Source organism: Kitasatospora sp. NPDC094016, from assembly GCF_040304045.1.
In the GTDB taxonomy this organism is placed as follows: domain Bacteria; phylum Actinomycetota; class Actinomycetes; order Streptomycetales; family Streptomycetaceae; genus Kitasatospora.
Genome location: NZ_JBEOUK010000087.1, coordinates 1 through 11,305 on the forward strand (window position 1 = coordinate 1; position 11,305 = coordinate 11,305).

The 11,305-nt window shown below is 74.0% G+C and carries 10 protein-coding genes; 4 read left to right on the plus strand and 6 right to left on the minus strand.

Annotation, left to right across the window (positions count from 1 at the left end; translation table 11 throughout):
- On the plus strand, positions 1–272 hold a 272-nt coding region (locus tag ABT015_RS37500), incomplete at its 5' end, for a hypothetical protein (protein WP_350887720.1).
- 74 nt (positions 273–346) lie between these two features.
- On the plus strand, positions 347–847 hold the full coding sequence (locus tag ABT015_RS37505; RefSeq protein ID WP_350887722.1) for an NUDIX domain-containing protein: 501 nt from the start codon (positions 347–349) through the stop codon (positions 845–847).
- A 19-nt stretch (positions 848–866) separates the two neighbouring features.
- Here ABT015_RS37505 and ABT015_RS37510 read toward each other — a convergent pair whose 3' ends face one another.
- The 6 genes from ABT015_RS37510 to ABT015_RS37535 all read right to left on the minus strand — a co-directional run bounded on the left by ABT015_RS37510 (position 867) and on the right by ABT015_RS37535 (position 9,078).
- Positions 867–1,343, minus strand: coding sequence for a hypothetical protein (locus ABT015_RS37510; RefSeq protein ID WP_350887725.1), 477 nt, complete (start codon positions 1,341–1,343; stop codon positions 867–869).
- A 259-nt stretch (positions 1,344–1,602) separates the two neighbouring features.
- A complete protein-coding gene (locus ABT015_RS37515; protein ID WP_350887728.1) occupies positions 1,603–5,964 on the minus strand; it encodes a beta strand repeat-containing protein in 4,362 nt (1,453 codons plus the stop codon).
- A gap of 548 nt (positions 5,965–6,512) precedes the next feature.
- A complete protein-coding gene (locus tag ABT015_RS37520) occupies positions 6,513–6,743 on the minus strand; it encodes a hypothetical protein (protein ID WP_350887731.1) in 231 nt (76 codons plus the stop codon).
- A gap of 131 nt (positions 6,744–6,874) precedes the next feature.
- Entirely contained in the window at positions 6,875–7,522 is a 648-nt protein-coding gene (locus tag ABT015_RS37525) for an AAA family ATPase (RefSeq protein ID WP_350887734.1), read from the minus strand.
- A gap of 435 nt (positions 7,523–7,957) precedes the next feature.
- Positions 7,958–8,509 (minus strand): DUF6328 family protein, encoded by a 552-nt coding sequence (locus tag ABT015_RS37530; protein ID WP_350887737.1) that lies wholly within the window; start codon positions 8,507–8,509, stop codon positions 7,958–7,960.
- Positions 8,506–9,078, minus strand: a complete 573-nt coding sequence (locus ABT015_RS37535; RefSeq protein ID WP_350887739.1) for a MarR family winged helix-turn-helix transcriptional regulator — start codon at positions 9,076–9,078, stop codon at positions 8,506–8,508. Before ABT015_RS37535 ends, ABT015_RS37530 begins: the two co-directional genes overlap by 4 nt.
- A gap of 48 nt (positions 9,079–9,126) precedes the next feature.
- Here ABT015_RS37535 and ABT015_RS37540 point away from each other — a divergent pair, with 48 nt between their 5' ends.
- Together ABT015_RS37540 and ypfJ are read left to right on the plus strand one after the other, a co-directional pair.
- Entirely contained in the window at positions 9,127–10,029 is a 903-nt protein-coding gene (locus ABT015_RS37540; RefSeq protein WP_350887742.1) for an EamA family transporter, read from the plus strand.
- 289 nt (positions 10,030–10,318) lie between these two features.
- Positions 10,319–11,215 carry a KPN_02809 family neutral zinc metallopeptidase gene (gene ypfJ, locus ABT015_RS37545; protein WP_350887745.1) on the plus strand — a complete coding sequence of 299 codons (897 nt, stop codon included), beginning with the start codon at positions 10,319–10,321 and terminating at the stop codon, positions 11,213–11,215.
- Positions 11,216–11,305 lie beyond the last annotated feature (90 nt).

The following is an 11,305-nucleotide window of genomic DNA, read 5'->3' on the forward strand; positions in this document are numbered from 1 at the left end:
GTCCGACGGCAGGTGGGGGCGTGATGGGGGAGAAGGTCTATCGCGCCACGGCCGACCAGCGGCGGCAGGCGGCCGACGTCGTCGACGACCTGACCGCCGTCCTCGCCCTGGGCGGGGTGAAGTTGCCCTCCGTCGAAGTCGACTGGGAGTACGGCCGCAGGACCGGCTGCTACCTGATCGGCCTGGGCTGCGCCCGCCCGTTCGAACTCCTGCGGGTCGTGGACCTGTTGCGCAAGGGCCTGCGCTACGAGCGCCTGACGCGTGACGGCTGAACTCCTGGTCCGCCTGCTGTGGTGGGCAGGCTTCTCCCTCGTACTCCTCGCCGCCCTCAGGAAGTGAACCCCCGATGCAAGACCCCCGCCTGCTCGCCAAGCCGCCGGTGTGCCGGCTCGGCTGCCTCGTCCTCGTGCGCAACCCGCGCGGCGACGTGCTGCTCGTCGACCCGGACTACATGGACGGCCTCCTCCTCCCGGGCGGCGCCGCCCAGCCCAACGAGCCCCCGAACCTCGCCGCCGCCCGCCACCTCCTCGCCGAGACCGGCCTCAACCTGCGCCTCGCCGACGTCCTCGCGGTCGACTTCACCCCCGCCGACCGTTACCTGGAGCGCCTCAACCTGGTCTTCGACGGCGGCACCGTCACCGAGCACGCCGCCGACAGTCTGACCGTCCCGCCCCGGCACCGCAGCGGCCTGTTCGGCGCCCGCTTCGTCCCCGCCCACGAGCTCCCGGACGTCATGGCCCCCGCCCAGGCCGCCCGCGCCGCCGAAGCCCTCGCCAGCCGCGCCGTCCCCCTCCTCCTCCACGGCCAGCGCACCACCTGCGACGAGAACCGGCCCCCGCCGCGCTAGACCGCCCGGCGGCGGGCGCTCAGCTGACGCCCCGCAGGACACACAGGGTCCCCTGCGGCGCGTGGAACGCCTGCCGCACCTCCCACGCCCCGCTCTGCCCCGCCTTGACGTTCACCGCCGTGTCGCCGAGGGCGAGCACCGTGGCCTTCGCCGAGGTGAAGTAGACGACGATCCGGTAATCCGCCTCCCGGTCACCAGGGTTCACCGCGGTGCCTGCTGCGCGCCAGCCGTCCTTGGTCGCCTCGCAGGTGCCGATGGTGACCTGCTTGCGCTTCTCCTGGTCGTTGGCGACGGACGACGGCGGCGGGAGCGTCGGCTGCTCCAGCACGGCGATCTCGCCGCTGCTCGCACCGGCCTCGGGGGGAGCCGCCGCAGCGGCCTGCACGTCCTGGCTGTCGCCGTTGTGGGGCTGGCGGCAGCCGGACAGGGCGGCGAGGGCGAGCAGGGCGATGCCGACGGCGGCACCCGCTCGGGCCTTGTGCTTGGTTTCGCGCATCTCTTCTTCCTTCGGCTGTGGGCGGCGCCAGGAACGATCACACCGGTGTCACCGCGGAGGGGCCCGGCCTGTCTTACCGTGCCGGCGCGGGCGGCGCGGGCTCGGCGGGCCTGGCTGCGGCGGAGGTTCATCCGTTCGGCTGAGGATCGCTCCGTCGCCGGCCCGTCTCTCAGGTGAGGGGCGGACGGACGGGCGGGCACAGAACGGCGGCGGTCCCCGGAGCTCACGCCCCGGGGACCGCCGCCGTCAGTCGTCGTTGCTAGCCGTGACGACGGTTGCGGCGTGTCACCAGCGCCAGCCCACCGCCGAGGAGCAGGAGGCTCCCCGCCAGCCCGGCCAGCCGGGTGTCAGCCCCGGTGCTCGGCAGGTGGCCGTGCGGCGGCTTCGCGGTCACCGTCGCGCTGGACGGCGGTGAGGTCACCGGCGGACCGGACGGCGGAGTGCCCGTCGCCGTCGCCGTGTTGGTGATCTTCCCGCTGTTCAGGTCGGCCTGCGTGACGGTGTAGGTGGCGGTGCAGGTCACGGACGCGCCGGGCGCGAGGGAGGCCGCGCCGGCCGGGCAGGTCACCACGGGCGCCGTCCCACTACCGGAGAACGCCGTCTCGTTCACCGTCACATCGGTCAGGGTGACGCTCCCGGTGTTGGTCACCAGGAAGGAGTAGTCGACGGTCTGACCTGCGGCCGTGACCGTGCTCGGCGAGGCCGACTTCACCACGGTGAGCGCGGGGGCCGGGGTGTTCGGGACGCTGGTCGAGGACGGCGGGGACGTCGCGGGCGGACCGGCGGGCGGAGTGCCCGTCGCCGTCGCGGTGTTGGCGACCTTGCCGCTGTTCAGGTCGGCCTGCGTGACGGTGTAGGTGGCGGTGCAGGTCACGGACGCGCCGGGCGCGAGCGAGGCGGCGCCTACCGGGCAGGTCACCAGGGGTGCCGTGCCGCTGCCGGAGAACGCGGTCTCGTTCACGGTGACGTTGGTCAGGGTCACGTTGCCGGTGTTGGTCACCAGGAAGGAGTAGTGCAGGACCTGGCCGACGGCGGTCAGTTCCGTCGCGTCCACCGACTTCACGATGGTGAGCGCGGGGTTGGAGGTCGTGGTGACGGTTGCGTTGGACGGCGGTGAGGTGACCGGCGGGCCGGTGGGCGGAGTGCCCGTCGCCGTCGCGGTGTTGGTGATCGAGCCCGCGTTGAGATCAGCCTGCGTCACCGTGTAAGGGGCGGTGCAGGTCACGGACGCGCCCGGCGCCAGCGAGGCGGCGCCGGCCGGGCACGTGATCACGGGCGGGGTGCCGGTGCCGGAGAACGCCGTCTCGTTCACGGTGACGTTGGTGAGGGTCACGTCGCCGGTGTTGGTGACCAGGAAGCTGTAGTCGACGACCTGCCCGACGGCCGAAACCGTGGTCGGCGAGGCCGACTTGGCGATGGTGAGTGCCGGGTTGGAGGTCGCGGTGACGGTTGCGTTGGACGGCGGGGACGTCACGGGCGGGCCGGTGGGCGGAGTGCCGGTGGCCGTTGCGGTGTTGGTGATCGAGCCTGCGTTGATGTCGGCTTGCGTGACGGTGTAGGGGGCGGTGCAGGTCACGGACGCGCCGGGGGCGAGTGAGGCAGCGCCGGCCGGGCAGGTGATCACGGGCGGGGTGCCGGTGCCGGAGAACGCCGTCTCGTTCACGGTGACGTTGGTGAGGGTCACGTTGCCGGTGTTGGTGACCAGGAAGCTGTAGTCGACGACCTGCCCGGCGGCCGTGACCGTGGTGGGGGAGGCGGTCTTCATGATGGTGAGCGCCGGAGAGGCCGTCGCGGTGACGGTTGCGTTGGACGGCGGGGACGTCACGGGCGGGCCGGTGGGCGGAGTGCCGGTGGCCGTCGCGGTGTTGGTGATCGAGCCTGCGTTGATGTCGGCTTGCGTGACGGTGTAGGGGGCGGTGCAGGTCACGGACGCGCCGGGGGCGAGTGAGGCGGCGCCGGCCGGGCAGGTGATCACGGGCGGGGTGCCGGTGCCGGAGAACGCGGTCTCGTTCACGGTGACGTTGGTGAGGGTGACGTTGCCGGTGTTCGTCACGAGGAAGCTGTAGTCGACGACCTGACCTGCGGCCGTGACGGTGGTCGGGGAGGCGGTCTTCATGATGGTGAGTGCGGGTGCGGGCGTCGCCGTGACGGTTGCGTTGGAGGGCGGTGAGGTCACCGGCGGGCCGGTGGGCGGTGTGCCCGTCGCTGTCGCGGTGTTGGTGATCGAGCCTGCGTTGATGTCGGCCTGCGTGACGGTGTAGGGGGCGGTGCAGGTGACGGATGCGCCGGGGGCGAGGGAGGCGGCGCCGGCCGGGCAGGTGATCACGGGCGGGGTGCCGGTGCCCGAGAACGCGGTCTCGTTCACCGTCACGTCGGTCAGCGTGACGTTCCCGGTGTTGGTGACCAGGAAGCTGTAGTCGACGGTCTGACCTGCGGCCGTGACCGTGGTCGGCGACGCGGTCTTCATGATCGTGAGCGAGGGCGTCGCGGGGACCGGGGTGTTGGTGAAGGTGCAGAGCACCATCGGACTGTTCTTGTTCTCCACCGTGGGCGGGAACGGCAGGTTGAAGGTGGTCGCGCCGGTGCCCGAGGCGACCGGGGCGTTGCCGTTGGCCGTGTCGACGCAGTCGTAGGCGGTGGTGTAGTTGGCGAGGCTGCCGGAGGCGGCGGTCTCGGTCAGCGTGTAGGTGGTTCCCGACACGGCGATGACCGGGCCGGCGGGGGGTGACTGGACGCCGGTGCTGGTGCCGGTCGTGGTGGCGGTGTTGCCCTGGGTGATGCCGCCGCCGGTGATCGCCAGGTTGAACTGGTCGTTCGACGTGGTCGAGGAGGCGAACCGGCCGACGATGTTCTTCTGCAGGGACAGGGTCGGGTTGGTGGAGCAGGCGCCGAGGTCCACGGACAGGAACGCGTTGTCGGAGTACGGCGTGGGCCCGGCCAGGATCGCGCCGGTGTTCGGGTTGAGCTGCTCCAGGAAGGTGGTGGTCCCCGTGGCGAACTCGATGTAGAGCGTTCCGGCGTTGTCGAAGGCCGCCCCGTTGAACGAGTTGCTGTCCGGGTTGGGCAGGGTGCTCAGCACCGTGTCGGTCAGCGGCACGCCGGTGGCCGACCCGGTGGTGGGGATCGGACCGTTGACCCGGCCGATGGCGGCGTCGGTGCCGACGGAGGAGAGGACGTAGAGGTTGCCGGCCGCGTCGAAGGTGATGTCGCCGTTGGGGCCGGAGGCGCCGGTGACCGGCAGGTTGAACGTGGCGATCACGCCGGGGATCGCGGTGTTGGTGGTGGTGTTGAAGCCGTAGAGGGTGGCCACGCCGGGCGTGGTCGCGGTGCCGGGCTCGAAGCTGGCGTAGTAGTAGATGCCGTTGGCCGGGTCCACCGCGCCGGCGACGAAGGAGTCGGTGGTGGGGCCGGCGGTTCCGGTGTAGGTGGTCCAGGTCTGGGTGGCCGCGTTGTAGCCGTACACGTTGACGGACCCGGCGACGGTCGGCGTCTGGTCGACCACGTAGGCGGCGGTGCCGCCGTCGGTGATCCCGAGGGCGTTGGTGAAGCCGGATCCGGCGGGGAGCGTGCTGACCGTCGTCGCGGTCACGCTGGATCCGCCGACGCTGCCGGCGGCCAGGGCCAGCAGGGTGCCGTTCCCGCTGGTGGAGGCGCCGCGCTGGATGGCGTAGATCGTGTTGCCCGTGCAGTCCAGGGGGTCGCCGGGTGCCCGGGGCAGGCGGCCGACCGGGGCGGTGCTCGGCGGGGCGGCCGCGCTGCTCGGGGCGGCCGGACCGGCCGCTGCGGATGGCGTGGCCTCCGGGGCCGGGGCTCCTGGAGCGCTGCTCTGGCCGGCGGGCGCCGAGGCCGCTGACGGGTCGGCCTTCGCCGCCGTGGCGTCGGCGCCGGGGTCCTTCCACTCCAGCACGACGAGGCCGTCGCCGCCGTCGCCGCTGTGGCCGCCGCCGCTCTTCGCCGCGTCGGCGCCGGTGTTGGTGCCGGTGTCGGCGCCGGCGTCGGCGCCGTTGACGCCCGTGGTGGACGGCGCGAAGCCGCCGAAGGCCGCCCCGGTGACGTACTGGCGCTCGGTCACGTGAGGCGCGAGGCCTTGCGACCCGTCTTCAGGACCGGACCCGGCAGCACTGGACCCGGCAGCACCGTCGCCGCTCGCGGCCGCCGTCGCCGTCGTGCTCGCGGCCGGGGCCGTGCCGCCGTCGGCTGCCAGCAGGGTGTCCGCGGGGGTGTGCGACTGGCCCGACCGGATGACGGAGGCGCCACCGTCGCGGGCCGCCGGGGAGCCGGAGCCGTCGGGACGCGACCGCCCGCCCTGGCCCGGTACCACCGTCAGCCGCTGTCCGGCCGTCACCTCCAGCAGCGCGGTCGCGTAGGCGCCGGCGGCGCCCGGCCGGTTCGCGTGATCGTGGCCGGCCGCGGCGGTGTCGCCGTCGGCGGCCGCACCCGCACCCCAGACCTTCGCCCTGATCGAGGAGACCCCGGTGGGGACGGTGAAGTCCTGGTCGCTTCCGGTGTAGGCGAAGGACAGGCAGTCGGTGTAGCCGGCATCCGCCGGGCACGACTGAGCCGCGTGCGCGGCGGGGGCGGCCAGCAGCGGGACGAGCGGCGCCGGCGCCAGCGTCAGCACGGCTGCCAGCATTCCCGTCCAGCCGCGCCGCGCCGAGCCCGTCCTCCTGGACGGACGGGCCAGGGCTCTGCCTGGTGCTTCGAAGGCTCGGGCCAAGCCCCAGGGGCGTCTGACTTCGGGCATCGGGGACTCCCCAGGGTGCTCGCGGGACTTTTGGATGACGGCATGAATGCGGCCGTAAGGTGACGAAATGACTATGCCGTCCGTGTTATCCGGGCTGATCTGGGCTGATCCGGCGCGCGGGAGAAGTCATCCCGGCGGCCCACACGGGCGAGCTGACAACCTGTCGGACGGGCCAGCCGGGTACGGCCGTCGGAGTGGCGGCCGACGCCGCGGTGGTCACGGAGGTCACGGCGCCTCGCCCGCAAGCGGCGCCCGGCGCGGGGACTTCCCCCTCGCGCGCTGTCCGCAAACGGACGGCCGGGCGCGGCGGGTCCGCGGAGGCGCCGTCCGCGCGAAGTTCGTCGAGTGCCTGCGGGTATCGGAACTCGACTGCCGCTAAGCCGAATTGATCCGGCGAACCGCCGGGACCACCGGCGAACTGGCGGTCAGCCCCCGGGCCCGGTGGCGAAGGCGGCGATGTCCGCCAGCGGCGGCCGGTAGCCGCGGGTGGTGTCCACGTGCAGGTGCGGCACCGGCAGGGACGGCGGGGTGAAGTCGTCCAGCAGGTTGCCCGGGCCGGGCGGGGCGGCGAGGAGCGCGCGGTCGGCGTGCGCGGCGCGGCGCGGGTGCGTCGTCAGGCGGGCCCGGATCCGGGCGCGGGCCACTGCCGGGTCCACCCGGCTGCGCCAGCGCGTGGGCCAGCGTCGTCTTCCCGCTGCCCGGCCCGCCGCTCACCACGATCAGCATCTGTGGACCCCTTTCGTCGGGCCAGGTCGGGCCGGGCCAGGTCAGGCCGGGGCAGGTCAGGTCAGGCCAGGGCGCGGAGCAGGCGGTCGGCGAGGGTGGGGTAGGGGCGGCAGTCCAGGACGGGTAGGTGGTGGGTGCGGGCCTGGTCGGCGAGCCAGTGGGAGTAGCGGGCGCTGACGGCGGCGCGGCGCTCCTGCGGGCCGCAGTCGGGCTCGCGCTGGGCGTAGTTGGCGCTGATGCCGGCCGCGTCGCCCTCGTGCAGGAACGCGGCGCGCACGACGCGGCCCTGTCCGGCGGCCTCGGCGGCGGCGCGGGCGGCGGCGGCCGGGGTGAGGTAGTCGCCTTCGACGATCGCGGGCACGTCGACGGTGAGGCGGTTGCGCACCACGCCGAGCAGGGCGTCGTCGAGGGCGCGGGCGGTGGCGATCTGCAGTTCCAGGACGCGGTCGGCGGGCAGCGCGTCGGGGTCGTCGAGGCCGTCGAAGTGGTGCAGGCCGGGGTGGCCATCGGCGGTGGTGGCGGCGTGCAGGGCGGCGACGACGTCGTCGAACTCGACCACGAACGCGCCGCTGTGCCGGGCGAGTTCGGCGGCGGCGCGGCTCTTGCCGAGGCCTGAGGCGCCGCCGAGCAGCAGGACGTCCCAGGTGGGAGCGCTGCCGTTGCCGCCCTCGTTGCCGTTCCTGCTGGCGTTGTCGTCGTCGCTGTGCATCCGGGCACGGTACCCGCCGCGCGGGGTGGGGCGGTAAGCGGTTTCGGGGGCGGGCGGGCTCTGAGGGGTGAGGGAGATGTGGGTCTTCCTCGCCTGGCCCCCGGCGCCCGACAGCCGGCCCCGGCCCGGTCCCGTCCGTCACCCGCGCCGCGCCCGCCCCCGGCGTGGCGCGGGTGACGGGAAGCGGGAGGCGGGTGTGGGGACGGTTCCGGCGGTGTCGGGCCTCGGACGTCGGGCGCCGGGCCTCAGGCCTCAGGCGTCGCGCGGTGGGCCTACGCGCTGGTCGCGGGCATCGTCAACAGCTGCGGCGTCCCCCTCGACGACTGGCTCACCCCGCCCGTGGCGGCGGGCTGAGCGTCGCCGGCCGCCGTGTGGGGGAGGGGAGTCCACCACACGGCGTGCCCGTGCCCGGTTCCGGCCGCCGGGCGCCGGTTTTCAGTCGTCGTGCAGCGGGCGGCGCACCACCCAGGGCAGGACGAACCACAGCCCGGCGAAGATCAGCGCGACGACGGAGGTGATGGCCAGGGCCGTGGCGGTCCCGAGCACGACGTCCAGGACGAGCAGCACGGCGCCGGTGAGCGCGCAGGCGAGCAGCATCAGTCCCAACTGGGCGATGTGGGCGGAGACCCTGACGATCCGTGCCTTGCCGGGGTGGCGGAACAGCCCGCGGTGCAGCGCCACCGGGGTGGCGAACACGGCCGAGGAGATGACGGCCAGCAGCAGGGTGGTGACGTAGACGTCCTGCTGGCCGTCGGTGAGGGTGGCGAAGCGCGGGGTGAAGGCGACCCCGAGCAGGAACGCGAACACGATCTGCACGCCGGTCTGCAGCACCCGCAGCTCCTGCAGCAGTTCCACCAGCCGCCGGTCGGCCCGGGCCCCCGGGCTCTCCGGGCTGCCGGGCGGCGACGACTGGAACGGCTGGGGCTGCGGCCCGGGTCCGGGTCCGGGTTCGGGTTCGGGCTGGGACGGCGGAGGGGTGCTGGTCATGCGTCACATTCTGCTGGCCCGCCGCCCGGTGCGGTGCCGTCCAGGCGCTGCTGCCAGGCGGTGAGGAGGGTCTGCAGGGCGGCGGCCTCCTCGGGGGACAGGAGGGCGAGCAGGCGGTGCTCGTTGCGCAGGTGGGCGGTGAACGCCTCGTCGATCAGCCGCAGGCCGGCGTCGGTGAGGGCGACGACGCGCCCGCGCCGGTCGCCCTCGGCGAGGCGGCGGGTGACCAGTCCGGCGTGTTCGAGGCGGTCGATCCGCTTGGTCATCGCGCCGGTGGTGACCATGGTGTGGGCGGCGAGCTCCCCGGGGGCCCGCTGGTAGGGGGCGCCGGCCCGGCGCAGCGCGGCCAGGACGTCGAACTCGCCCTCGCCGAGGCCGTAGCGGGAGTAGACCAGGGTGAGTTCGCCGGTCAGCCGGGCGGCGAGGCGGTGCAGGCGGCCGATGACGGCCAGCGGGGAGACGTCGAGGTCGGGGCGTTCGCGCCGCCACTGGGCCTGGATCAGCGCCACGTGGTCGGCGTCCGCGCCCGGCCGCGCGGGTGTCCGGGGGTGCTGCTGGTGGTGCTCCATGGGGCCATCCTACCGCCAGTACCTTCCTGGGAAGGTATATTGCCTTCCATGGAAGCCAATCTGCGGTGGGTGCTGCTGACCGCGATCGCGCCACTCGCCTGGGGCGCCAACTACTACGTCACCCACGCCTACCTGCCCGCCGACCGGCCCCTGTGGGGCGCGACCCTGCGCGCCCTGCCCGCCGGACTGGTCCTGCTCACCCTCTCCCGCCGCCGCCCGCGCGGACCCTGGTGGTGGCGCAGCGCCCTGCTCGCACTGCTGAACACCGCGGTGTTCTTCGTCCTGCTCTACCTCGCCTCCCAACTGCTGCCCACCAGCACCGCCGCCACCGTCATGGCCGCCTCCCCGCTGGCGATGCTGCTCACCGCCTGGGCGCTGGCCGGGCAGCGCCCGCACCGCGCCCACCTGGTCGGCGCGGTGGTGGGCCTGGGAGGGGTGGCGCTGACGCTGCTCGGCGCGGGCGGCGCGGTCAGCGGGGCGGGGCTGGCCGCGTCGGTGGCGGCGATGCTGGTCTCCTGCGTCGGCTACGTGCTGGCCGCCCGCTGGCGCGAGGGCGCGGACCCACTGGCCGCCACCTCCTGGCAGCTGACCGCCGGCGGCCTGATGCTGCTGCCCCTGGCCGCCGCCGTGGAGGGCGCGCCCCCGGCGATGGACGCCCGCACGCTCCCGGCCTTCGGCTACGTCGCCCTGGTGGCCACCGCCCTCGCCTTCGCGCTCTGGTTCGCGGGCCTGCGCCACCTGCCGGCCGGCACGGTCGGGCTGCTCGGCCTGCTCAACCCGCTCGCGGGCGTCCTGCTGGGCGCCGGCCTCGCGGGGGAGGGGCTCGGCGTGCGCCAGGTGTGCGGGCTGGCGCTGGTCCTGGCCGGCGTCCTGCTCGGCCGCCCCCGCGGGCCCGCCCGCCCCGCCGAAGCCTCCGCCGCGGCCACATCCATGACCCGCGCCGAGCATTGACGGACCGTCAGTCCGACAGTCGGGCCAGGTGACGGTCCGGGACGGCGCGCGCGGCCTCGGGGGAGCGGAGCCCGATCGCCACGGTCACGGTCACGGTCACGGTCACGGCCACGTCCGCAGTCGCCGCCCGCCCCAGCCCCCGCCCCAGCCCCCGCCCCCGTCCTGACCGGCCCCTGGCGCCCGCGCCCCCGCTGCGCCGTGCCGGCGCCCGCTGCCCGTAGGCTGGGCGGGCCGTCACCGGCACAGACCGTCACCAGTAATGACAAACACGACAGAAGCGGGCAGGGGCATGCAGTTCGACGACCAGGGCGACCTCGACACCTCACAGGTGGACGACCGGCGCGGGATCCCGGGCGGGAAGGTCGCCATCGGCGGCGGGGCGGTGGGCCTGATCGTCGTACTGTTCGCGGTCGTCCTGGGCGTGGACCCCCAACTGCTGGGCCTGTCCTCCGGCGGCGGCTCCACCACCTCCAACGGCGCGCACACCGTCGGCGAGGTGCAGCAGGCCTGCAAGACCGGCGCGGACGCCAACCGGCGCCAGGACTGCCGGATCGTGGCGGTCACCAACAGCGTGCAGGAGTTCTGGCGCGCCGAACTGCCCAAGCGCACGGGCACCGCGTACCGCAACGCCGAGACGGTGCTGTTCACCGGTCAGGTCTCCACCGCCTGCGGCCCGGCGACCTCCGCCGTCGGCCCGTTCTACTGCCCCGGCGACCGCAAGGCCTACTTCGACCTCGGCTTCTTCAACGAGCTCTCGGCCCGCTTCGGCGCCAAGGGCGGGCCCTTCGCCGAGTCCTACGTCGTCGCCCACGAGTACGGTCACCACATCCAGAACCTCCTCGGCACCATGCAGAAGGTCGGCAACGACCGTCAGGGTGCCAACAGCGCCTCCGTGAAGCTGGAACTCCAGGCCGACTGCTACGCCGGGGTGTGGGCGCACCACGCCACCACCACCCCGCAGCCCTCCACCGGGCGGCCGCTGATCGCCTCCCTCACCGACCAGGACATCGCCCAGGGCCTGGACGCGGCCGCGTCCGTCGGCGACGACCGGATCCAGAAGCAGGCCACCGGCCGGGTCAACCCGGAGAGCTGGACCCACGGCTCCTCCGACCAGCGCAAGACCTGGTTCACCACCGGCTACCGCACCGGCGACCTCGCCCAGTGCGACACCTTCGGCAAGCCCTAGGGCGCGTATTCGGTCGTGATCAACGGGTCCGGGTGAGGTCCTTGATCCAGATCATCGCGCCACGGAGGTGGAGGCCTGCGAGGTAGCTGT

Coding starts and splice junctions, on each gene's coding strand:
- ABT015_RS37505 (WP_350887722.1), top strand. CDS start 347: ATGCAAGACCCCCGCCTGCTCGCCAAGCCGCCGGTGTGCCGGCTCGGC.
- ABT015_RS37510 (WP_350887725.1), bottom strand. CDS start 1,343: ATGCGCGAAACCAAGCACAAGGCCCGAGCGGGTGCCGCCGTCGGCATC.
- ABT015_RS37525 (WP_350887734.1), bottom strand. CDS start 7,522: ATGCACAGCGACGACGACAACGCCAGCAGGAACGGCAACGAGGGCGGC.
- ABT015_RS37530 (WP_350887737.1), bottom strand. CDS start 8,509: ATGACCAGCACCCCTCCGCCGTCCCAGCCCGAACCCGAACCCGGACCC.
- ABT015_RS37535 (WP_350887739.1), bottom strand. CDS start 9,078: ATGGAGCACCACCAGCAGCACCCCCGGACACCCGCGCGGCCGGGCGCG.
- ABT015_RS37540 (WP_350887742.1), top strand. CDS start 9,127: ATGGAAGCCAATCTGCGGTGGGTGCTGCTGACCGCGATCGCGCCACTC.
- ypfJ (WP_350887745.1), top strand. CDS start 10,319: ATGCAGTTCGACGACCAGGGCGACCTCGACACCTCACAGGTGGACGAC.